At 64.7% G+C, this 22965-nt stretch carries 20 protein-coding genes and 1 pseudogene; 7 read left to right on the forward strand and 14 right to left on the reverse strand.

Annotation, left to right across the window (positions count from 1 at the left end; translation table 11 throughout):
* Positions 1-12 precede the first annotated feature (12 nt).
* The 3 genes from IVB19_RS25470 to IVB19_RS25480 are packed head-to-tail and all read left to right on the forward strand — an operon-like array spanning position 13 to position 3310.
* Complete coding sequence (locus IVB19_RS25470; RefSeq protein ID WP_247820020.1) at positions 13-483, forward strand: (2Fe-2S)-binding protein; 471 nt, start codon at positions 13-15, stop codon at positions 481-483.
* Positions 480-2615 carry a xanthine dehydrogenase family protein molybdopterin-binding subunit gene (locus tag IVB19_RS25475; RefSeq protein ID WP_247820021.1) on the forward strand — a complete coding sequence of 712 codons (2136 nt, stop codon included), beginning with the start codon at positions 480-482 and terminating at the stop codon, positions 2613-2615. The genes IVB19_RS25470 and IVB19_RS25475 overlap by 4 nt, the downstream gene beginning before the upstream one ends.
* On the forward strand, positions 2612-3310 hold the full coding sequence (locus tag IVB19_RS25480; RefSeq protein ID WP_247820022.1) for a molybdate ABC transporter substrate-binding protein: 699 nt from the start codon (positions 2612-2614) through the stop codon (positions 3308-3310). Before IVB19_RS25475 ends, IVB19_RS25480 begins: the two co-directional genes overlap by 4 nt.
* A gap of 9 nt (positions 3311-3319) precedes the next feature.
* On the opposite strand, the gene IVB19_RS25485 is transcribed toward IVB19_RS25480, so the two are convergent.
* The 4 genes from IVB19_RS25485 to IVB19_RS25500 all read right to left on the reverse strand — a co-directional run bounded on the left by IVB19_RS25485 (position 3320) and on the right by IVB19_RS25500 (position 7039).
* On the reverse strand, positions 3320-4126 hold the full coding sequence (locus IVB19_RS25485; RefSeq protein ID WP_247297020.1) for an SDR family NAD(P)-dependent oxidoreductase: 807 nt from the start codon (positions 4124-4126) through the stop codon (positions 3320-3322).
* 23 nt (positions 4127-4149) lie between these two features.
* A complete protein-coding gene (locus tag IVB19_RS25490) occupies positions 4150-5442 on the reverse strand; it encodes a TRAP transporter large permease (protein WP_247335160.1) in 1293 nt (430 codons plus the stop codon).
* On the reverse strand, positions 5433-5981 hold the full coding sequence (locus IVB19_RS25495; RefSeq protein WP_026232817.1) for a TRAP transporter small permease: 549 nt from the start codon (positions 5979-5981) through the stop codon (positions 5433-5435). Before IVB19_RS25495 ends, IVB19_RS25490 begins: the two co-directional genes overlap by 10 nt.
* An 86-nt stretch (positions 5982-6067) precedes the next feature.
* Positions 6068-7039 carry a TRAP transporter substrate-binding protein gene (locus IVB19_RS25500; RefSeq protein ID WP_085349491.1) on the reverse strand — a complete coding sequence of 324 codons (972 nt, stop codon included), beginning with the start codon at positions 7037-7039 and terminating at the stop codon, positions 6068-6070.
* A gap of 321 nt (positions 7040-7360) precedes the next feature.
* Between IVB19_RS25500 and IVB19_RS25505 the strand changes: the two are divergent.
* Positions 7361-8138: pseudogene (locus IVB19_RS25505) on the forward strand (cyclase family protein).
* On the opposite strand, the gene IVB19_RS25510 reads toward IVB19_RS25505, so the two are convergent.
* Positions 8135-8863, reverse strand: a complete 729-nt coding sequence (locus IVB19_RS25510) for a Crp/Fnr family transcriptional regulator (RefSeq protein WP_018454810.1) — start codon at positions 8861-8863, stop codon at positions 8135-8137. The pseudogene IVB19_RS25505 and the gene IVB19_RS25510 sit on opposite strands and share 4 nt — an antisense overlap.
* A 495-nt stretch (positions 8864-9358) precedes the next feature.
* Entirely contained in the window at positions 9359-10069 is a 711-nt protein-coding gene (locus tag IVB19_RS25515) for a helix-turn-helix domain-containing protein (RefSeq protein ID WP_247820023.1), read from the reverse strand.
* A gap of 148 nt (positions 10070-10217) precedes the next feature.
* Here IVB19_RS25515 and IVB19_RS25520 point away from each other — a divergent pair, with 148 nt between their 5' ends.
* On the forward strand, positions 10218-10535 hold the full coding sequence (locus tag IVB19_RS25520) for a c-type cytochrome (RefSeq protein WP_247335182.1): 318 nt from the start codon (positions 10218-10220) through the stop codon (positions 10533-10535).
* Positions 10536-10541: 6 nt separating this feature from the next.
* On the opposite strand, the gene IVB19_RS25525 is transcribed toward IVB19_RS25520, so the two are convergent.
* The 5 genes from IVB19_RS25525 to IVB19_RS25545 all read right to left on the reverse strand — a co-directional run bounded on the left by IVB19_RS25525 (position 10542) and on the right by IVB19_RS25545 (position 17252).
* The gene (locus IVB19_RS25525) at positions 10542-11645 is read right to left on the reverse strand and encodes an ABC-type transport auxiliary lipoprotein family protein (RefSeq protein WP_247820024.1); all 1104 of its coding nucleotides are present in this window, start codon (positions 11643-11645) and stop codon (positions 10542-10544) included.
* A gap of 3 nt (positions 11646-11648) precedes the next feature.
* A complete protein-coding gene (locus IVB19_RS25530; protein ID WP_247820025.1) occupies positions 11649-12416 on the reverse strand; it encodes an ABC transporter ATP-binding protein in 768 nt (255 codons plus the stop codon).
* 2 nt (positions 12417-12418) lie between these two features.
* A complete protein-coding gene (locus IVB19_RS25535; protein ID WP_247820026.1) occupies positions 12419-13555 on the reverse strand; it encodes an ABC transporter permease in 1137 nt (378 codons plus the stop codon).
* A gap of 103 nt (positions 13556-13658) precedes the next feature.
* Positions 13659-16352 carry a bifunctional acetate--CoA ligase family protein/GNAT family N-acetyltransferase gene (locus tag IVB19_RS25540; protein ID WP_247820027.1) on the reverse strand — a complete coding sequence of 898 codons (2694 nt, stop codon included), beginning with the start codon at positions 16350-16352 and terminating at the stop codon, positions 13659-13661.
* Positions 16353-16421: 69 nt separating this feature from the next.
* Positions 16422-17252, reverse strand: coding sequence for a universal stress protein (locus IVB19_RS25545; RefSeq protein ID WP_247820028.1), 831 nt, complete (start codon positions 17250-17252; stop codon positions 16422-16424).
* Between the two features lie 193 nt (positions 17253-17445).
* On the opposite strand from IVB19_RS25545, the gene IVB19_RS25550 reads away from it, so the two are divergent.
* Positions 17446-18978 (forward strand): bifunctional aminoglycoside phosphotransferase/ATP-binding protein, encoded by a 1533-nt coding sequence (locus tag IVB19_RS25550; protein ID WP_247820029.1) that lies wholly within the window; start codon positions 17446-17448, stop codon positions 18976-18978.
* Between the two features lie 12 nt (positions 18979-18990).
* Positions 18991-19962, forward strand: a complete 972-nt coding sequence (locus IVB19_RS25555; RefSeq protein WP_247820030.1) for a CHAD domain-containing protein — start codon at positions 18991-18993, stop codon at positions 19960-19962.
* A 51-nt stretch (positions 19963-20013) separates the two neighbouring features.
* Here IVB19_RS25555 and IVB19_RS25560 read toward each other — a convergent pair whose 3' ends face one another.
* The 3 genes from IVB19_RS25560 to IVB19_RS25570 form a co-directional block, all read right to left on the reverse strand.
* Positions 20014-20472: a RidA family protein gene (locus IVB19_RS25560; protein ID WP_371827135.1), complete on the reverse strand. Its 459-nt coding sequence runs from the start codon at positions 20470-20472 to the stop codon at positions 20014-20016.
* Positions 20473-20491: 19 nt separating this feature from the next.
* Entirely contained in the window at positions 20492-22183 is a 1692-nt protein-coding gene (locus tag IVB19_RS25565; protein WP_247820031.1) for a benzoate-CoA ligase family protein, read from the reverse strand.
* Between the two features lie 143 nt (positions 22184-22326).
* Positions 22327-22845 (reverse strand): MarR family winged helix-turn-helix transcriptional regulator, encoded by a 519-nt coding sequence (locus IVB19_RS25570; protein WP_247452889.1) that lies wholly within the window; start codon positions 22843-22845, stop codon positions 22327-22329.
* Positions 22846-22965 lie beyond the last annotated feature (120 nt).

The following is a 22965-nucleotide window of genomic DNA, read 5'->3' on the forward strand; positions in this document are numbered from 1 at the left end:
CGTAGCGCGACAATGCCGACCATTCAATTCCAGCTCAACGGCAAGGCAGTAGAGGTGGATGCCGATCCGGATCAGACATTGCTCGATGTGCTGCGCGGCCGGCTCGGCGTCACAAGTCCGCATTTCGGCTGCGGGGCCGGCGAGTGCGGCGCCTGCCATGTCATGGTCGGTGATCGCGCGATGGCCTCCTGCGACATGCCGATGTGGTCGGTCGCGGACAAGGAGGTCGTCACGGTGGAAGGCCTCGGCACGGCGGAGCAACCGCATCCGCTGCAACGCGCCTTTATCTCCGAGCAGGCGATGCAATGCGGCTATTGCGTATCGGGTATCCTGATCAGCGCGGCGGCGCTGCTGAAGCGCAATCCGTCGCCGACGGAGGCCGAGGTGAGAGCCGCGCTCGATCGCAATCTGTGCCGCTGCGGATCGCACAACCGCATGGTCCGCGCCGTGTTGCGGGCGGCCGCGGAGATGGCGACATCATGACTGTCCCGTCCCCTGCCCCGACACTGCCGGTCAGCCTTGCGGCCAATCCCAAGCTGTCATCCTGGGTGAAGCTCATCGGCGACGGCCGTGTGGCGATCTCGCCCGGCAAGGTCGAGATCGGACAGGGCGTCGTCACGGCCCTGGCGCAGATCGCAGCCGACGAGCTCGACGTCGATATTGGTCGCATCGAGATGATCCGCGCCTCCACGGCGGGAAGCCCGAACGAGGGCGTCACCTCGGGCAGCCTTTCGATCCAGCAGTCCGGCCGCGCGCTGCGCCACGCCTGTGCCGAGGTGCGCCAGCACTTCCTCGCCGCGGCATCCGAACGTCTCGGTGTCGATGCGTCGCTGCTCGATATCCAGGACGGCACGATCTCGGGCCCCGGCAATGTCAGGACCAGCTATTGGGAGTTGGCCGGCGACGTTTCGCTCGACCACGACGCCATTGCGGGCGCGACAGCGAAGATTGTCGCCAAGCGCACTGTGGCCGGACATTCGGTCCAGCGCGTCGACATTCCCGACAAGGTGTTCGCACGGGCGCGCTTTATCCATGACTGTCCGCTGCCGGACTTGCTGCACGGACGCGTGCTGCGGCCGGACATCTCGGGCGCCAGGCTGATTGCGCTCGACGAGACCGCGACGCGAGCCGTTCCCGGCCTCGTCGCGATCGTCCGCGACGGCGGCTTTGCCGGGGTGGTTGCCGACAGCGAGGCAGCGGCGGAAGCCGCGCTGAAAGCCTTGCGCAAGGGGGCGACATGGTCGGCCGGCGAGCCGCTGCCGGATGAAAATGATCTGTCCGGATTCCTGAAGAGCCAACCGGTCGAGACCACCGTCATCGACACCAGGACCACTGCGGCAGCGATGAAGAAGGCTGCTCGCACCCTCCGCCGGCAATACATCCGTCCCTATATCGCACACGCTTCGATCGCACCGTCCTGTGCGATGGCACAATGGAGTGGCGATCGTGTCCATGTCTGGACGCACAGCCAGGGCGTCTACCTGCTGCGCGCCGACCTCGCGATCGTGCTCAGGCTGCCGGCCGAGAGCATCGTCGTCGAGCATATGGAGGGCGCGGGCTGCTACGGGCATAATGCCGCCGACGACGTCGCGCTCGATGCCGTGCTGCTGGCGAAAGCTGCCGGCGGCCGTCCGGTGCGGGTGCAGTGGTCGCGCCACGACGAGATGTCCCACGCGCCGTTTGGCGCGGCGATGGCGATCGAGATCGAGGCCGATCTCGATGCGGACAACGAGATCGTCGGCTGGCGCCATGCGATCTGGAGCAACGGCCACGCGGCGCGGCCGGGGCGCGCGGCGCAGCCCGCGCTGCTCGCCGCAACCGAGATCACGAACCCCTACCCCCGGATGATCTCGACCAATCCGCCGGCGGCCAATGGCGGCGGCGGCGACCGCAACTCCGTTCCGCTCTATGACCTCCCGGCCTGGACGGTCACGAGCCACCGGCTGCTGACCATGCCGGTGCGGACCTCGGCGCTGCGGACACTCGGCGGACAGGGCAATGTGTTCGCGATCGAGTCCCTGCTCGACGAGATCGCCGCCCTGCGCGGCGAAGACCCGATCGCGTTCCGCCTGCGTCATCTGCGCGACGAGCGCGCAAAGGACGTCATCCGGGCCGCGGCACGACGCGCGCAGTGGAAACCGCAGAAGCAGTCCGGCATGGGTCATGGCGTCGGCTTCGCCCGCTACAAGAACACGGGGGCCTATTGCGCCGCGATTGCGGAGATCGAAGGCACTGACGACATCCGCGTCAAGCGGCTGACGCTGGCGGTCGATGTCGGCGAGGCCATCAACCCGGACGGCGTCATCAACCAGATCGAGGGCGGCGCGATCCAGGCGACGAGCTGGGTGCTGAAGGAGCGCGTTCGGTTCGACCGCACGCGCATCACATCGACGTCCTGGACCGACTATCCGATCCTCACCTTCAGCGAGGTGCCAATGGTGGATGTCGAGATCGTCCAGCGGTCGGAGATCGAACCGGTCGGGGCCGGCGAGGCTGCCCACGGCCCGGTGACGGCGGCGATCGCGAATGCCGTTTACGATTGCCTCGGCGTGCGCGTGCGCGACCTGCCGATCACGCGCGACAAGATCATTGCAGCCATGGAGCTGCCATCGTGACGACAGTGAGCATTTTGAGCGGAGGCGCGGCGCAAGGCCTGGTGCGCGGCCTCAGCGATCCCTTCAAGACGCAGACCGGCTTCGGCATCGACGGCGAGTTCGGCGCGGTCGGCATCATGGCCGACAAGCTGCGCGCGGGGACGGCGGCCGATCTGGTGATCCTGACGCAGGCGCTGCTTGCAAAGCTTGCCGAAGAGCAGCTCGTCAGTCCCGCCTCGATCTCGGATGTCGGGCGAGTCGAAACCGCGCTGGCGGTCCGCAGCCGCGATCCCAGGGTGACAGTGAAGACTGAAGCCGATCTGCGCGAAGTACTGCGCAGCGCCGACGCGATCTACGTACCGGACACGAAAGCCTCGACCGCCGGACAGCATGTCGCAAAGGTGCTGGATCAGCTCGGCATCGCCTACGAGGTCGCCTCGCACCTCAAGATCTCTTCCAACGGCGCGACCGCGATGCGGGAGCTTGCGGCATCCAGCGCCGCGCATCCGATCGGCTGCACGCAGGCGACCGAAATCATCGCGACCGACGGCATCGCACTGTCAGGAGCGCTGCCGCCGGGCTGCGAGCTCGTGACGATGTACACGGCCGGCGTGACCACGCGGGCCGCACATCCGCAAGAGGCGGCCGCGCTGATCGCGTTGCTGACCGGCGCAGACCGCAAGGGGCTTCGCCAACGCGCCGGCTTCACCGGGTAGGTAAGCGCCCTACGTGTGCAACTGGGTGAGGCCGGTCGGCGGCCCGTCGACGGCAGTCCAGCCGCCATCGACGAACAGCGTGCTGCCGCTGACATAGCTCGCGGCGTCCGAGGCGAGATAGGCGACGGCGGTCGCGACCTCGTCGGCGCTGCTCCAGCGGTTGAACACGGTGTGGCCGGCATAGAGATTGTAGATGTCGGGACGCTGCTTGAACGGGCCAGTCAGCGCGGTCTCGGCGATGCTCGGCGCGATCGCGTTAACGCGCACGCCGGAGCGTCCAACCTCGGAAGCAAAGCCCTTCACCAGCAGGCCGATCGCCGCCTTGGTCGAGCCGTAGACGCCGAGGCCCGGCTCGATCGTCACCGCCCGCACTGAGGAGCAGGCAATGATGCTGCCGCCCTTCTGCTCGACCATGATGCGGCCGAAGGCCTGGAAGAACCAGACCGTGCCCTTGATATTGAGGTTGAGGACGCGGTCGAGATCCTCCTCGGTGTAATCGAGGATGGTCTTGCGGATGTTGAGCCCGGGCGTCGTCACCGCGATGTCGAGCCGCGAAAATTTCTGCATCACGGTCTTGGCCAGCGCATTGACGTCCGCAGCGCTCGCGGCGTCACACCCAGCCGCTTCGGCCCAGCCGCCCTTCTCACGAATGCCGGCGGCAGTTGCTTCGGCGGCGTCAAGCGCGCGATCGGCGCAGACGACACGGGCGCCGAGCCCGGCCAGCGCCTCGGCGGACGACTTGCCGATGCCGGAGGCGGCGCCGAGCACCACGGCCGTCTTGCCGGTGAGATCGAAGAGCTTGCGATAGTCGGTCACGGTTAGATTCTCCTGTATTGCTGCTATCCCTTGTAGCCCATCAGCAGGCGGGGCAGCCACAGCGAGAAGGCGGGGACGTAGGTCACGAACATCAGAGCTGCGATCAGGGCGGCGTAGAACGGCAGGATGGTGCGCATCACCGCGCCCACCGAGATGCCGCCGATGGCGCAGCCCACGAACTGCGTGGTCCCGACCGGCGGGGTGTTCAGCCCGAGCGCGCAGTTGATCAGCATCAGCATGCCGAACTGCACCGGGTCCATGCCCGCCTTCATCGCGATCGGCAGGAAGATCGGCGTGCAGATCAGGATGGTCGCTGCCATGTCCATGAACGTGCCCAGCACGAACAGGATGACGTTGATGAGCAGGAAGATGACCCAGGGCTGCGTCGAGACCTTGCTCATCATCTCGCCGGCGAAGTCGGCGACCTCATAAAGCCCCATCAAATACTGGAACATGGTGGACACGCCGATCAGCAGCAGCACCACGCCCGTGGTCTTCACCGCCTTGGATGCAGCGCGCAGGAAGTTCGGCAAGGTCATGGTGCGGTAGATGAAGAACGTCAGCAGGATCGTATAGGTGACCGCGACGGCTGCGGATTCGGTTGCCGTGAACACGCCGGACAGGATGCCCGCCAGGATGATGCCGACGATCAGAAGGCCGGGCAGAGCGGCTGCGAGCGAGCGAAAAACCGCGGGCCAGCCCGGGAACTTGCCGGCCGGATAGCCGCGCTTCACCGCGACCGCGTAAGCGGCGACCAGCATGCACACCATCAGCACCAGGGCCGGCAGGAGGCCGGCGGCGATCAGCGCGCCGATCGAAACCTTGCCGCCGGCGGCGAGCGCATAGATGATCATGTTGTGGCTGGTCGGCATCAGCGCTCCGACCAGCGAGGCATGGGTGGTGACGTTGACCGCGTAGTCGGTGTCGAAACCTTCCTTCTTCATCATGGGGATCATCACCGCCCCCATCGCCGACACGTCGGCCACGGGCGAGCCGGACACGCCGCCGAACAGGGTGCAGGCGACCACGTTCGACATGCCGAGCCCGCCGCGGATGTGTCCGACGAGATTCTTGGCGAGCTGCACGATCTTGTCGGCGACGCCGCCATGCAGCATCAGCTCACCGCTGAAGACGAAGAACGGGATGGCGAGGAAGGAGAAGATGTTCATCCCCGACATCATCTGCTGGAAGATGACGGCGACCGGCAGGCCTTCGTAGAGGATGGTGCAAATCGCCGAGAGGCCGATCGCGAAGGCGACGGGCACGCCGAGGACCAGGAAGCCGAAGAAAGTGGCGCCGAGGATGATCAGTTCCATGAGGGGACGACCTCTTCGCCGCGCAGGAGGGCGATGATGTGCTCGATTGAAAAGGAGACGATCAGGACGCCGGAGGCGATCAGCGGGACGTAACGGATGACCTCGGGCAGGCCCAGATTGGGGATCTTCACGGTTCCGACCGACGCTCCGAGGATCCAGCCGTTATAGGCCATCGCGACGCCGAACCCGGCCACCAGGACGTGGATGACAAGCTCGATCTTCTCCCGCGCGCGATCCGGCAGCATCACCAGCAAACTGTCCATGCCGATATGCCCGGCATCGCGCACGCCGACGGCGGCGCCGATCAACGTGACATACAGGATAAGAACCAACGCAAGGTTCTCCGTCCAGGTCGGGCTGGAATTGAGCACGTAGCGTCCGAACACCTGGTAGAAGACGATGGTGACGATGACGAGCAGCCCGGTCACCGACAGATACATCCCTAGCCGAGCGACCGGAGCATTGATCCGGGACAGCAAGCCGGTGGACGGGCGTCCGGCTACGTCCAGTTCGTGGTCTGCGACGTGAGGGTCTGTCATCCAAGTCTCCTTGCAAGTCTCCTTGCGCGCGTCCAATGCGTCGGTCCGCCGTCGCCAGTCGGCAACGCCGGACCGACGCTATGGCCTTACTTCGTGTCCTGGATACGCTTGACGAGGCTCTTCAGCTTCTCGTCACCCGCGAACTTGTCGTACACCGGCTTCATCGCGTCGACGAACTCCGCCTTGTTGGCGATCGTCACGACTTGAACGCCGGCCGCTTCGACCGTCTTGCGGGACGCCTGCTCGCGTTCGTCCCAGAGCTTGCGCATGACGGGCACCGATTCCTTGGCCGCCTTGCGGACCATCGCCTGGTCCTCCTTGCTCAGCGTGTCCCAGACCGTCTTGGACATCACGAGAACTTCGGGCGCCAGGGAGTGCTCGGTGACGTTGTAGAACTTGGCGGCCTCGAAGTGGCGCGAGGACTCGTAAGAGGGCCAGTTGTTCTCGGCAGCGTCCACCAGACCGGTCTTGAGAGCGGTATAGACCTCGCCATAGGGCATCGGGGTCGGATTGGCCCCGAGGCTCTGGATCATGCCGACCCACAGGTCGGATTGCTGGACGCGAATTTTCAGACCCTTGACGTCCGCGAGCGACTTGATCGGTGCCTTGACGGTGTAAATGGACCGGGCGCCGCTGTCGTAATAGGCAAGGCCGATCAGGCCTGCGGGCGCCATGGCCGCCAGGATCTCGTCGCCGATCGGGCCGTCAAGGACAGTGCGCATGTGCTGCGTGTCCCGGAAGATGAAGGGCAGGCACAACGCGATGGTTTCCGGCACGAAGTTGTTCAAGGGCGATGCGTTGATCCGCATCATGTCGAGGGCGCCGATCTTGAGCTGCTCGATGGTGTCCTTCTCGGAGCCCAGCGCACCGTTGGGGAACACTTTCACGCCGAGCTTGCCGCCGCTCGCCGCGGCGAGCTGCTTGCCCATGAACTTGACGGCCTCGACGGTCGGATAATCGGCGGGATGGATGTCGGCGGAACGGAAATCGCGTGCGGTCGCCAAGGGGGCTGAGACCGCCAGCAGAGCGGCTGCGATGACGCCGGTGAGTATCTTCATCTGGGCTTCCTCCTGAGGTGATTATATCGTTGGGCAGATGCTGCGGGCCGCCTTGGGTCGCTCCACTTCCGGTGTGAAGTCAAGCGCCATCGTCGTCCCTAGGGCGCGCGGCATTCTCTGTCCAAGCCAAATCCGGCATCGATCAATGCTAGAGTTGCATCGATGGATCAGACCGGCTTTGGGCAGACAGCCGGCTCCTCGTCCAGTTTTTCCGAAATCATATGTCGTCTGGCGCGGCAAGCGTTCATGCGCGTTGCTTGACGCCGCCGGTGCGGTCCTCTCAGATGCTGCGAAGCAAAACGGACATCCCGAGGAATGCCTATGCCGCGGAAGCTGATCGACATCTCCGTGCCGCTCAGAAACGACGTGACGGCGGATCCGCCGGGCAATCACCCGACGATCCAGTACATCGATCACCAGCAGGGCCTGCCGCGGATGCTGCAGTTCTTCGACGGCCTCACGGCACAGGATCTGCCGGACGGCCAGGGCTGGGCCGTCGAGCAGGTCTCGCTGTCGACCCATAACGGCACGCATCTCCGATGCGCCCTGGCACTTCCATCCGACCATGAATCGCGGCGAGCGGTCATGGACGATCGACGAGGTCCCGCTGGAATGGTGTTTTCAGCCCGGCGTGAAGCTCGACTTCCGGCATCTGCCCGACGGCTACGTGGCGAGCGCCGACGACGTCGAGAAGGAGTTGAGGCGGATCGGGCATGCGCTGTCGCCGCTGGAGATCGTCGTCGTCAACACCGGCGCCGGCGCCAGGTTCGGCCAAGCCGATTATGTCAGCTCAGGCTGCGGCATGGGCTATGAGGCCACCATGTATCTGCTCGAACGCGGCGTGCGGCTGACCGGCACCGACGGCTGGAGCTGGGACGCGCCGTTCGTCCACACCGCGAAGAAATATGCCGAAACGAAAGATGCCGGCCTGATCTGGGAGGGCCACAAGGCGGGGCGGCACATCGGTTATTGTCATCTCGAGAAGCTGCACAATCTCGACCAGCTGCCTTCGACCGGGTTCACGGTCTCGTGCTTTCCGGTGAAGATCGAGCGCGCCTCCGCGGGCTGGACCCGCGCCGTCGCGATCATCGATAGCTAGCTGTCGAGCCCGCTCTCCGCGAGTTCGCGCAAGGCATTAATGTCGAGCACGACGATGGCGCCGTGCTCGAGGCGAACCCAGTTGCGGCCCGCCCAGGCGCGCAATTGCTTGTTGATGCTCTCGCGCGTCATCCCCACCATCTCGCTGATCTCCTGCTGCGTGATGGCGAGCGTGCCGCTGCCGGAGTCGAACTTGCGCTCTTCGGTGAGGCCGAGCAGCGCGCTCGCAAGCCGGCCCGGCAGATTTTGCAGGATCACCTGCTCGACCTGCTGGCTGGTCCAGCGCAGGCGCGCGCAGAGCAGCTCGATGAATTTCATTGCGAGCGCCGGCTGGCTCTTCACGAACGGCAGGAAGTCCCGGCGATCGATGATGTAGAGCTCGCAATTGGTGTTGGCGGTCGCATCGGCCGACCTGGGGGCGCCGTCGAGCACCGCGATTTCGCCGAAGATCTCTCCAGGCCCGATCAGATTGAGAATGGCGTTGCGGCCGTCGGGCGACGAAGAGGAAATCTTCACCGTCCCTGTGATCACCGCGAACAGATTGTTGCCGGGATCGCCCTTGGCGGCGATCGTCGCGCCGCGCTTCACCGTGGTGTGCTTGGCGTAGCGGCAGAGCTGATCCAGCGCCTCCGGCTCCAGATCCGCAAAGATCGGGTGCTTGCGCAGGACCGATAATTTATTCCCCGCCGCTTGTCGGGGGTCGTCGCCGGTCTTGTCCTGAGGCACGCCACTGGGCTCCTAAGACTGCGAGGCACTGGGGTCCCTGCGTAGTCAGTGTAGCCCAGTTTTTCAACCGGAAAGCATGCGCCCTATTTGAGGCAAACGCGGCGAAAATGCCGCGGTCAGGCGTGAATCCGGCAGCCGAAGGATGAGCCAATGCGTCCCAGTCGATGCAGAGTTGCAAGTGCGCACGCCACCTTGCGTTGAGGCGCTGCCAAGCGTCCCGAACTCGCACGGCATAGCCCGCCCCGCGGGCGCCGCAGGATGGGACGGTGATCTCAGAAGCTTCGACGCTTGACGTCCGACTCGGGCCGGCCTGCACTGGTTTGCCGGTCTGCCCAGACCAGAGCCCCGGCGAAGGTGACAAAGATTGCCACGACAATGGTGCTCATAAGCAACGCGTCAGCCGGCATGATGCTCTCCCCTGTGGTTTTGAGCATTATTCGGGGCACCCGGCCGAATGCATTGATCCCGATCAAAATCGAGCCGCGCTGCGTCGGATCAGGCTGCGGCCAAGGCCTCGACCTTCGCCGGATCGAGCAGGCTGATCCCGCCATGAATGATCTCGATCACGCCGTGGCGCTCCAGCTTGGTGAAGGTGCGGCTGACGGTCTCGATGGTCAGGCCGAGGTAGTCGGCGATGTCCTGGCGGCTCATTGGAAGCGGAACCGTGTCCAACGCCCGCTTCAGGGAGACCAGCCGCTCGCGCCAGCCGAGCAGAAAGGCCGCAACCTTTTCGTCCGCCGAACGGCGGCCGAGCAGGACTATGTGGTCCCGGGCCTGGCTCAGCTCGCGAATTGCCAGCTCGTTGATCCGCCTGAGGAGATGCGGCCGGTCCTCGATGAAACGGCCGAAGGGTGACTTCGCGAACTGGCATACGGTCACCGCGCCGATGGAATCGGCCGAAAAATTGTGCCTGCCCGAAATATTCATCCCCAGGAAATCGCCGGGCAAGGCAAAGCCCACGATCTGCCGGCGGCCGTCGGGCAGCAGCTTGTACAGCCGCATGACGCCCTCGAGGAGATTGTAGAACGAGGTCGTGATGTCCTCCTCGGAGAACACAGTCTCGCCTGAGGAAAAATGGACGCGCCGACCGAGATGCTCGAATTCCCGAAGCTCGGCCGCATCCAAAGACGAACAGACCGCTGATGCGCGGACGGCGCAATCGCTGCAGAGCTGCCAGTTCGGCTCAATCGTGACTACGGGCTTCATCGACCGCTCCAAGCGCCGGCTGCCCATCAGGCCCATCCCGCCGCGCAGCTGCATTTTACTGCAGTGCGCCAAAGCCGGTTGACCCAGATCAATTTTGGAGGGAATCCCCGCCCTATTCTTCTCCCAGACTTAAACGGGGTCACTTTACATGCTGCAAGGAATGCTGCGTCACGGGTTGATCGGGTTGCTTCTGATGACGCCTGTCCTGGCTGCCCCGACCGCCGAACAACGCGGCAAGGCCTTTGCGCGAGCCCATTGCGCGCGCTGCCACGCGATCGACCGTGCGTCGAACAGTCCGCTCAAGATCGCACCGCCGCTGCGGGCCCTGCACCAGCGCTATCCCATCGAAAGCCTTGGGGAGGCGCTGGCTGAGGGCATCAACACCGGCCACGCCGACATGCCGGCCTTCGAGCTCAGTCCGGACCAGATCCACGATCTCCTGTCCTACCTCAAGACCCTGAAATAGCCGGCGTCACACCGCCTGCACCGTCCAGCCGATCAGCTCCTTCGCGATGCGCGTGAAGGCCGTATCGAACGCTGCGACCGCCATGGCCGGCACAATCTTGTCGAGTTTTTCGCTGGTCTCGACGAGACGCGAGGCGATCACCTTGCCGTTCTTGTCGACGATCCGCGCCGACAGCCCGATCTCGACCCACGTCTCCCCCTCGGTGGCAATGCGGAAGCGCCTGATGTCGATCAGCAGCTGATAGTCCGCCTGCCCGAGATCGGCCGTGCGCAACGGCGCGTGGGCGATGTCGTAGTTCTCGAAACTGTCGATCAGACGCGCCTGTATCAGCTTGGGAATGCTGTCGGCCCAGAGGAAGTCCGCAAAGCCCGGATTATCGCCGCGCGGCGCGAACAGCATGCGCTGGGTCTGGAGCATGGCGACCGCTGTCGGCTCGGGGATGGCCAGTGACGCCGAGAGCGTCTTGCCGGCCGGACCGAGGTTCTGCGGCGTGCGCAGATCATAGGTGACTTTCTGCGCCGGCGTTCCGCCGCCGGTCATCTTCTCCAGGCCCGCCAAAATGCCGTCGATCTTGCCGGTGTTGCGCGCAAGCCCGTCGGAGAAGGTCTTGAGATTGGCGATGGTGTCCTTCAGCGGGCCCGAATTGTCCTCCAGCACGGTGTCGACCCGCCGCAGTGCATCGCGCGCGGCCTGCGTCATGCTCTGGCCCGCACCGGCCTCGGCAATCAAGGTCGGGGGCTCGCCGGATTTAGTGACGATGACGCCTCCCTCCAGCGTCACCACCGGCACGCCAGTCAGCCCCTGGAAATCGAGCCCGACCCTGCTGTCGGCACGCACCGGCGTGGTTGAAGCAACCGAGATCGTCGCATTGACGAAACGTGGATTATCCGGCGCAAGCCCGAGCTGGGTGACCTCGCCGACGCGGATGCCGTTGAACAGCACGCCGGCGCCGACCAGAAGACCGGGCACCGGGCCCTGGAATTGCACGTGATAGCTGGTGCGCGGCCCGATCCCGCCGGTGTTGTTCAGCCAATAGACGAAGCCGAACACCGCGAGGATCGCGGCCAGGACAAAACTGCCGATCAGCACGTAGGGAGCGCGGGTTTCCATGTCTCATCTCATCTCGTGTTGCAGCATCTGCGAGCGCTTACCGTGGAAATAGGCGCGCACCCAGGGATGCTCGGATTGCAGCAGCTCGCGCATCGGACCGATCGCCACGATCTTGCCGTCAGCGAGAGCGGCGACGCGGTCGCAGACCGTGGTCAGGCTCGCCAGATCATGGGTAACCATGAACACGGTGAGGCCGAGGGTCTTTTGCAGCGTCCCGATCAGCGCATCGAAATCGCCCGCCGCGATCGGATCGAGGCCTGAGGTCGGCTCGTCCAGGAACAGGATCGGCGGATCGAGCGCGAGCGCGCGCGCCAGCGCCACGCGCTTGGTCATGCCGCCGGATAGCTCCGCCGGATATTTATCGGCATCCTGGGGCCGCAGCCCGACCATTTCGAGCTTGGCGATCGCGATCTCGTCCATCAGCTCCTGCGACAGGACGAGATTTTCACGGAGCGGAAACTGGATGTTCTGCCGGACCGTCAGCGAGGAGAACAGCGCGCCCTGCTGGAACAGGATGCCCCAGGTCGTGGCCGCGCCTTCGGTGCGGCCGCCGATTGGCCGTCCCGTAACCTCGATGGTCCCGCCTTGGCGCGAGATGAGGCCGATGATGGTTCGCATCAGCACCGACTTGCCGCCACCGGACGCCCCCACGAGCCCGAGGATCTCACCCCGGCGCACGTCGAGCGACAGATGATCGAGCACGGTCTGCCGACCGAAGCCGACCACGAGGTCGCGGACGCTGATCGCGAACTGCTCTTGCGATTCGCCCATGATCACATTCCGATCGAGGCGAAGAAGATCGCGAACAGGCCGTCGAGCACGATCACCAGGAAGATCGACTTGACCACCGACGTCGTGGTCTGTCGTCCCAGCGATTCGGCGCTGCCCTTCACGCGCAAGCCCTCGCTGCAGGCGACTACTCCGATCACCAGCGCCATGAACGGCGCCTTCAGGATGCCCACCTCGAAATGGGTGACCGAGATCGCCTCGTGCAGCCGCGCGATGTAGATCGCCGGCGCCATGCCGCCGTAGAACTGCGCGACTAGGCCGCCGCCATAGAGTGCGGCAATCGATCCGATGAAAGCAAGGATCGGCAGCGCAATCACCAGGGCCGCAACCCGCGGCAGGATCAGGACGTGGACGGGATCGAGGCCCATGGTCGAAAGCGCATCGATCTCCTCGCGCATCTTCATCGAGCCGAGCTCGGCGGTGTAGGCGCTTCCCGAGCGGCCGGCGACCATGATGGCGACGATCAGCACGCCGAGCTCGCGCAGCACCAGGATGCCGACCATGTCGACGGTGTAGGACTCCGCGCCGAACCTGCGGAAATGGAAAAATCCCTGCTGGGCGATGATAGCGCCGATCAGGAAGGTGATCAGCACGACGATGGGGATGGCCTGCCAGCCGATGCGGTAGAGCTGATAGATCAGCGATGTCAGTCGCAGCGAGCGCGGCCGGCGCAGCACGCCGATCAGGGCCATGAACAGCGCGCCCAGCATTTGAAGAAAGATCGTGATGTCTTCGCGCGCGCCGACCGTGGACTTGCCGAGATCGTTCAGCCTGAGCAGAACAGGGTTGGGTGCAGGCGCCGGCAGCGGCGTTTGGCGGTTGACCTGACGCACCTCGTCCATCAGGCCACTGAAATGGTCGGCGACACCGATAAACTCGGCCGCTTGACCGGATGATGAAGCCCTGCGCGACAGCTTTTCCAGGACCCAGGCGCCGAGCGTGTCAAGCGCGCTGACGCCCGACATGTCCAGCGTCACGGCTCTGGATCGATCGACATCCGCCCCGACCGACCGGGACAACGTCTCCAGCAGCGACACGTTCGCGGCAATCCACGGCCCTTCCGGGCACAATTTCAGCTCTTCGCCGGAGGGCCTCGCCAGCAACAGCGGTTCGGAGTTCACGCTTCCACCTCATCGGGACAACCGGGTCCCGTTCAGCCGGCAGTTCTAGGCCAGCATGGGGCGGCCGGCTTGACCTGTCTCAAGGCCAGCTGTAGCGGCGCGCTCAGAGCTTCAGCCTGACATCGCATATATCCGGCTCGGTCGGATCCGGCTTCACATCGAAGCCGAGCTGGCGACACATCTCCAGCATGGTGGTGTTCTCCCTGAGAACATCACCCGAGATCGCTTTGAGGCCCTCCGATCTCGCGTAGTCGATGATCAGCTGCATCAGGGCCCATCCCAGACCCTTGCCCTTGAGGTCGGACCGCAGCAGGATCGCATATTCACCGCTCTCGTAGATCGAGTCCGAATGGAGTCGGACCACGCCGACCATCTCACCGGTCGCCTCGTCGAATGCGATAAAGGCCATCGCGCGCGCATAGTCGAGCTGGGTCAGGCGCGCGATGAACTCGTGGGTGAACTCCTTCATCGGCGCGAAGAAACGCAGACGAAGGTCGTGCGCCGTGACATGACGCAGGAATGCGTGGATGGTCGGCTCGTCCTCCGGACGCAGGGGCCGCGCGAAGATCCGCCAGCCCTCCTTGAGCTTGAGGCGGCGCTCCCATTGCGACGGATAGGCCCGAACGGCGAAGTTGGCGGCGCCGGAGCCGGCAAACTTCCGTTGCGGCGGCCCGACCGCGACGCGAGCGTCGACCGCAGTCACGCCGGTTTCATCCGCCAGCAGCGGATTGACGTCGAATTCGCGGATCTCGGGAATGTCGGCGGCCATCTGCGCCAGCTTGACTAGGACCATGGCGACGGCGTCGGGCTTCACCGCCGGCACGTCCCGGTAAGCGCGAAGCAGCCGGGACACGCGCGTGCGGTCGATCAGGTCGCGGGCCAGTTGCAGATCGAGCGGCGGCAGCGCAAGCGCCTTGTCGTTGATGATCTCGACCGCGGTCCCGCCGCGGCCGAACACCACGACGGTCCCGAAGGTCGGATCGTCGGCGAGGCCCAGAATCAACTCGCGCGCCTTCGCCTTCACGACCATCGCCTGCAGGATGACCCCCTCGATGCGGGCTTGCGGGCGCAGCTTGCGCGCCCGGGCGAGAATATCGGTAGCGGCGGCGCGCACCGCCTCGACCGTCGTCAGATTGAGCACGACGCCGCCGACATCGGATTTGTGAACGATGTCGCGCGACATGATTTTCAGCACGACGGTGGCGCCTTGCGCGAAGATTTCTTTCGCGTAGGCCACCGCCTGCTCGACATCCGCCGCGGCGTATGTGGGCACCATCGCGATATCGTAGGCTTCGAGCAGGTGCTTGATCTCGACCGGTTCGAGCCATTGGCGGCCGTCTGCGATGGCAGCAGCTACGATCTGCTTCGCAGCACGTGCGTCCGGCACGAAAGTCTCGGGCATTGCGGGCGGAACCTGGCTCAATTCCTCCACCACTTCGCGGTGCCGGACCAGGTGCATGAATCCGCGCACCGCATCATCCTCGGTCGGATAGTTCGGAATGCCCGCGCCAGAGAGTGCCTGAACGATGTCCTGGTCGGCTCCGACCCAAGCGGCCAGCACGGGCTTCGCCCAACTGCGGTGCTGCTCGCGGTACTTGCCGACGAGCTCCGTCACGGCCGTGGCGATGTCCGCAGCCGAGGCAATGGCCGTCTGCACATTGAGGACGAGGACCGCATCATTGTCGGGATCGGCAAGCAACACCTCAAGCGCTGCCGCATAGCGCGACGCATCGGCGTCGCCCACGATGTCGACGGGATTTGCGCCGGACCAGGTCGGCGGCAGCACGTCATCGAGCTTCTTGCGGGCATCCGCCGAGATGGTCGCCGGAATGCCGCCGAGCTCGACCAACCGGTCGATAGCGAGGACACCGATGCCGCCGCCATTGGTCAGGATGGCGAGGCGCTTTCCCGCCGGCGACTCGACGCGGCCGAGCGTCTCGGCGCAATCGAACAGCTCGCGCAGATCGGAGACCCGCAGGACGCCCGCGCGGCGGAACGCCGCGTCATAGACGGCGTCGGCGCCCGCGAGCGCACCGGTATGGGTGGCGGCCGCTTTCGCGCCCTGCGCCATTCGGCCGGACTTCACCACGACGACCGGCTTCACGCGCGCCGCGGCGCGCGCGGCCGACATGAACTTGCGCGCGTCCTTGATGGCTTCGATGTAGAGCAGAATCGCACGGGTCTTGTGATCCATCGCGAAATAGTCGAGCAGATCGGCGAGATCGACGTCGATCTGATCGCCGATCGAGACGATGCCGGAGAAGCCGACGCCGCGCTGCGCGGCCCAATCGACCATGCCGGCCGCGATCGCCCCCGATTGCGAGATCAGCGCGAGATTCCCGGGCCCCGGCATGTGCGCGGCAAAACTCGCGTTGAGGCTCACGCCGGGCATCATGATGCCCAAGCAGTTCGGCCCGATCAGCCGCATGCCGTATTTGCGGGCCGCAGTGATGGCGGCCTCGTGCAGGGACCCCGGTCCGTGGCCGAGCCCGGCCGAGACAATCAGGGCACCCGCCGAGCCGCGCCGCCCGGCTTGATCGACAATGCCGGGAACCGCGCGCGCCGGCGCGGTGATGATCACAAGCTCGGGCAAGAACGGCAATTGATCGAGGCTGTCCACCGCCGCGACGCCGCCGATCTCGGCATGGCGCGGATTGACGAGGCCGAACTGTCCCGTGAATCCGGCCTTACGGATGTTCTCCAGAACGGCGCGTCCAACGGAGACCGGGCGGGCGCTCGCACCGACGAGCGCAACCGAACGCGGCGACAGCAGGTTCTTCAGACGATAGATTGACATGAAAGCAAATGCGCCCGGTCGGTGGCGGTTCCGATGGTTGACGATCAGGCCGATAAACTGGGGATCCGCCTAGTACGAGAGCATAACCCAGCACGGTGGTTCGCCAATGACGGTCTTTGTCACACCACCCCAAACGATCTCGTTCAGGCGCGAATGATGGTAGGCGCCCATCACGATCGCATCGATGGCATGGGAATTCGCCCAGCTTCCGAGCACCTTGCCAATCGAGCTGCCGTTGCCCTTCGCGGTTTCGAACGAGGCGTAGACCCCGTGTTCCCTCAAATGGTCGACGAGAGCCGTGCCGGATTGCACGATCGCGTCGGACTTGTCGTCCGCCACGGTCACCACGCGGACCAGGGCTGCTGCCTGAAGGATAGGCAGCGCATCGCCGACCGCCCGCGCCGCACGCGCCGAGTGATCCCAGGCGATCATGACGTTCTCGAATTCCGGTCGCAGTTCGTCCACATGCTGCTCCGGGCAAAGCAGCACTGGCCGCCCGGATTCGAACAGGAGCGTCTCGATGATGTGCTCGGTTCGGCTGTCGTGTGGCGTCACGCGGAGCAGCGTGAGATCGCTGAAGCGTCCGTGCTCGGCCAGGACTGACGCGATCTGGTCTGCCGGCACCTTGGCCGACCGGCTTTGAGCGCGAATGCCGGTGCGGGAGGTTGCACGGGTGAACGCATCCAGGAGGTGCTGACTGTCGCCCGCGCCAACCGACCCGTTTGCCTCGGCCGCATCGGGGAGCATCACCTTCGGCCGCACGAAGACATCCTCCTCGAGTGCCAGCGCGGTGATCCTGGCGCCGAGGTCGGCGGCAACGGCCACGCATTTCTCGATCGCAGCAAGGGCCGGGCCGCGTGGCTGGCCGACGAGCGGCAGAAAGACGTCCTTGATGGGCATCGGGATTCTCCTCAGGCGCCAGAATAGGCTGGCCTTGGTCGGGACGCTTGATCCTCGTCAAGCCCGGGAACTTCGACTGGCCGGAAGGAGACAGGCGTTGACCGAAGTCAAGGACTGGCCGCGATCTGCTTCTATGGATTACCCTGATCGCGGGGCGGGCCGCCTTCCGACGCATCTGGATGTACCAGCTGGAATGACAAACGATTCTGCGACCCTGGACCGGATCTTTGCGGCGCTCACCAATTCCGCGGGTCATCCGAACGTGAGGCGGATCGATACGCACGCAGCTTCGGTCTTTCTCGAAGGCAGACGCGCCCTGAAAATCAAGCGCGCCGTGCAGTTTCCATTCCTCGATTACTCAACGCTCGAGAAGCGCAAGGCGGCGTGTGAGGAGGAGATCAGGATCAACCGGCCGCTGGCGCCGCAGATCTATCACCGCGTCGTGGCGATCACGGAAGAGCCCGATGGATCGGTGAAGGTCGACGGAAGCGGCCGGCCGATCGAGTATGCGGTCGACATGTTGCGCTTCGACGAAAACCGGACGCTGGATCATCTGGCCAAGGCCGGAGCGCTGGATGACACTTTTGCCTCGGCTGTCGCCAACGCGATCGCGGCTTCGCATGCGCAGGCTGTTCGCGCCGACGGCTACGCATGGGTTTCCTCCATCCCCGGCCTGATCGATGGCAACAGCAATGGCCTGCGGACCGGCAATCATTTCGAAGCCGAAGAGATCGCAGAACTCGGCAGAGACTCGCAAGCAATATTCCTCCGCCTCCGGCCTTTGCTCGAAGAGCGCGGCCGTCAAGGCTTCGTGCGCCGCTGCCATGGCGACCTGCATCTTGCGAACATCGTGTCGATCGACGAGCGGCCGGTGCTGTTCGATGCCATCGAGTTCGACGCCCGGATCGCAACCACCGACGTGCTCTACGATCTCGCATTCGGATTGATGGACCTGTTGCACCACGATCAGCCACGCGCGGCCAATATCGTGCTGAACTGCTATCTCGCCGCGACTCCGGTCGAAAATCTCGACGCGCTCTCCGCACTGCCGCTGTTCATGTCCATCCGGGCGGCGATCCGCGCCCAGGTCGCGCTGGCACGGCTGAAGCCGCCGCATTCCGATGATCCCAGTATTCTCGACCAGGCACGACGCTATTTTGGCCTCGCCCGCGCGCTGATCCAGCCGCCCGCTCCCCGGCTGATTGCAATCGGCGGATTGTCAGGCACCGGAAAGACGATTTTGGCACGCGCGCTCGCGCCGGACGTTACGCCGCAGCCGGGGGCCGTCGTGCTGCGCAGCGACCTCGTCCGCAAGCAGATGTTAGGGGTCGAGGAAACGGACCGGCTGTCGGCATCCGCATACACACCCGAGGTCACGGCCCGCGTTTACGACACGTTGGCTCAGCACGCCGGGCGGGTGCTGGCGCAAGGCCATTCAGCGATCATCGACGGCGTGTTCGCCCGTGAGGACGAACGAGACGCGGTTGCCGCACTGGCGCGCGAGCGCAACGTGCCGCTGAGCGGCCTATTTCTGATTGCAGACCTCGCGACCCGGCAGGCGCGGATCGGGGGCCGCCGGGGCGACGCATCCGACGCCACGCAAGAGGTTGCCGCGTTGCAAGAGCACTATAATATCGGCCATGTCGGTTGGGCGACCATCGATGCATCCGGGACGCAAGACCAGACGCTCCAGAACTGCCGGGACGCGATCGCCGAGAGCAAGTAAGGCAATCTGCAAATGGCGCGACCCAGCACGAGTTCGACGGCCGCGCGCGTCAAGCCTGCGGCGAGGCGCAATGCCCTGCCCGGCCGCCTCAGCCCCGGCATGGTCTGCGACACGGCGTTCCGGATCATCGCCCGCCGTCACCTCGCCGCCGTTCGCGCCCAGCATGACGGCACCTGCCGCGGCGATCCCGAGGCACTGCACCAGATCCGGATTGCACTGACGCATCTGCGCACCGCCATCCGCTTCTTCTCGCCGATGGTCGACGACGCCCTTCGGCCGGAGGTCTGGACCGAACTGAAATGGCTGAACAGCCAGCTCGGCATGGTGCGGGACCTCGACGTGGCGATCGAGCGGGTCATCGCCGAAAGTGGCGGCGAGTTGACCGTGATTGCCGAGCTCCAGCACTGGGACGAGAAGCGCGCCGAGAGCCATCGCCAGTTGGCGCGCGCGCTGCAATCCGCGCGGTATCGCCATCTCGTCGCGCAGACGTCAGCCTGGATCGAGAGCGGCCCCTGGTCGACCCGGCGCAGCAAGGAAGCTATCAGGCTACGCCGCTGCACGCTCGCCGACCACGCAACAGCGAAACTCACGGAATGGGAAAAGACGCTGCTCAAGAAAGCGCGAAAATTGCGCGAGCTCGACGTCGAGAAACGGCACAAGCTGCGGCTTCTCAACAAACGGCTGACCTATTCGATCGAGTCGCTCGAGGACCTGTTCGTAGACGAGTCGCTGACAAAGCAACAGTCGATCCTCAAGCAATTGCGCAAGGCGCAAAAGTCCCTCGGGCGATTGAATGACGATGCGCGAGGGCAAACCTTGGCGGCGTCATTGAACGAGGCCGTTCCCGAGGCGGGCATTCGCTTCCTCAACCGCAAGCGCGAAAAGAAACTGTTGCGGACCGCCTCGCGCGCCTACCGGAAACTCGACAAGGCCAAGCCGTTCCGCTCCGCCGATCTTGCGCCGGATGCGGAGCCTGAGGACTAGGTGATCTCGCCAAGGCGAACCTAAAAAAGACGAGCTGGGCCAGCCGTCGGCTCAGCGCGGAATGACGGCGGTGGCTTCGATTTCGACGCGCGCCGCCTTCTCGACGAGCCGGACGACCTGAACCAGCGCCATCGCCGGGTAGTGCGCGCCGAAGATCGCGCGGTAGGCCTTGCCGAGCTCTTTCAGGTTCGTCAGGTACTCGTCCATGTCGACGACGTACCAGGTCAGGCGCACCAGATGCTCGGGCTGCGCGCCGGCCTCCGCAAGGATCGCGGCGATGTTGCCTAGGGTTTGGCGCACCTGCGCGACAAAACCCTCCGCGAGACGCTCCTCGTCATCCCAGCCGATGACGCCGCCAGTGACGACGATGCGTCCCTCGGCGGCCATGCCGTTGGCATAGCCTTTCGGTACCGGCCAACCGGACGGCTGGAGCACCTGCGCCCTGGAGCGGGTTTTATCCTCGGCTGTTGTCGGCAGCACCGCGAGGTGCGGGCCTTTCGGCGTGGTCACTGACAATTCTCTATCCTTCTCATTCCGCCGCGACGCCGGAGGACGGCACCGCGGTCTGCGCCAGTTGCCGCAGGGCAAAGCGCTTTAGTTTGCCGGTCTCGGTCTTCGGTAGTTGCGTCACGAACTCGATCGCGCGCGGATATTTGTAGGGCGCGATCTCGCGTTTGACATGCTCCTGCAACGCAGCCACGAGCTCGGCATCCGGCGTTACGCCCGGCGCGGCAACGACATAGGCCTTAACGATCATGCCGCGCGCCTCGTCTGGCGCGCCGACGACCCCGCATTCGACGACCGAGGGATGCGTGAGCAGCGCCGCCTCGACGTCCGTGCCTGCGATGTTGTAGCCGGCCGACACGATCATGTCGTCCGAGCGCGACTGATACCAAAAATAGCCGTCGCTATCCATCAGATAGGTGTCGCCCGTGATGTTCCAGCCGTTCTGGACGTATTTGCGCTGCCGCTCGTCGGCGAGATAGCGGCATCCGGTCGGCCCGCGGACCGCGAGCCGTCCCATCGTGCCCGGCGGCAAATCATTGCCGGAATCGTCGACGATCTTCGCATCATACCCCGGCACCGGCTTGCCCGTCGCACCGGGGCGGATCTCGTCTTCGGTCGCGCTGATGAAGATGTGCAGCAGCTCGGTCGAGCCGATGCCGTCCATCAGCTTGATCCCGGTCGCCTTCAGCCAGGCATCGAATGTCGGCTTGGGCAGCGTCTCGCCGGCGGACACGCATTTGCGAAGCGAGGAAATATCGCGGCCCGGAAGCTTGCCAATCATCGCCCGGTACGCGGTCGGCGCGGTGAAGCAGACCGTGGTCTTGTACTGCTCGATCGCATTCAGAATGTCGTCGGGCGCCGTCTTCTCCAGAACAACGAAGGAGGCGCCGATGTGCATCGGAAACAGCACGCCGCCGAAGCCAAACGTGAAGGCGAGCGGTGCCGAGCCGACGAAGCGATCCGTCTGCTCCGCCCGCAAGATGTTGCGCGCATAACCATCGCAGACCGCCAGCATGTCACGGTGGAAATGCATGGTGCCCTTGGGATCGCCGGTCGTGCCCGACGTGAAAGCGATCAGGCAGACGTCGTCGGATGCAGTATCGACAGCTTTGAACTCCGGACTTGCATCCCCCATCAGCGCCTCGAGCGAGTCGCCGCTGCCGGTGCCCCAATAGACCACGCGCTTGAGGCTGGGGGCTGCGGCTTTCGCTTTCTCCATTTCCTCGGCGAGCTTGCCATCGCAGAGCGCGAGTGTGATCTCCGCCTTCTGGATCGGATAGGACAGCTCCTTGGCGCGCAACAGCGGCATCGTCGCCACGACAATGCCTCCAGCCTTGATCACCGCCAGATAGGTCGCGACCATCATCGGATTGTTGGCCGAGCGAAGCAGCACGCGCCCGCCGGTGACGAGACCAAGCTTGCCGACCAGCACATTGGCGATGCGGTTCACGAAGGTTTGCAGCTCACGATAGGTGTAGCTGACGGCGGGGCTGATCACGCAGGCAGCGTCGCCATGTCCCTGCTCGACCCAGCGGTCTAGGAAATAGCTGACGCAGTTCAGGCGGGGCGGATATTGCAGTTCCGGTCGTGTGAAGATGAATTCCGGCCAGAGCTCGCGTGGCGGAAGATGCTGCCGCGCGAACGCATCGACATGGGCTGTCGCGGCATTGTCGCCATGCGAGCCCGAGATTTGAACCTTGGCGGCGTTGGCCATCGCACGCTCCTTTCAGCATGGAAAGCACCCGGCAGCACTCGGAAACATTTTAGGCTTAAAGCAATTTCGCGCAATAGCGGATTTTGGGCATCCCGTGCTTTTTCCGGCGGCAAACGGGATTGGTGGGTGCCTCAGCCGCGGACCTAAATCCGGCGGCGAGCGGCCGATTTCTGCGCCGATGCCTTGGTCTTGGCGAGCAGCCGCATCAATTCGCGCACATCCTTCGGCGTCAGATCGGCGAAGAGATCGGCGATCCAAGTTTCGTGTTCCGCGGCCATTCTGCGAAACTCGGCGCGACCGAGTTTAGTCAGCCGGATCACCTGGACGCGGCGGTCCGTCTCCGACGTGCGGCGGTCGAGATGACCGGATTCCACGAGGCGCTCGACCAGACCGGTGACGTTGCCGTTCGAGACCATCATGCGCTTGGAGACGTCGGACAGCGTCATGCCGTCGGGTGCCTTGTCGAGCTGCGCCATCAGGTCGAAACGGGGCAATGTGACGTCGAAGCGCTGCCGCAACCGGCCACGAACCTCGCCCTCGATCAGGGTCGTGCAGGTCAAGAGGCGCAGCCACAGCCGAAGCTCTTCGGCGTGATCCTCCGGAGTTTCGACGGCCTTGGTCTCGGAATCGAGCATGTTGATGCAGTCACTCACGGCCGGCATTGGCGCCCGGCACGGATCCCCCACGTTTTGAGCTTCAAATAAATCGACGCCGGCTGCAAGCGTAAAGCCGCAACAATCAACCGCATGCCGATTTCTTTAGGCTTCAAATAATTGGCGCGC

Origin of the sequence: Bradyrhizobium sp. 187, from assembly GCF_023101005.1 — a bacterium.
In the GTDB taxonomy this organism is placed as follows: domain Bacteria; phylum Pseudomonadota; class Alphaproteobacteria; order Rhizobiales; family Xanthobacteraceae; genus Bradyrhizobium; species Bradyrhizobium canariense_D.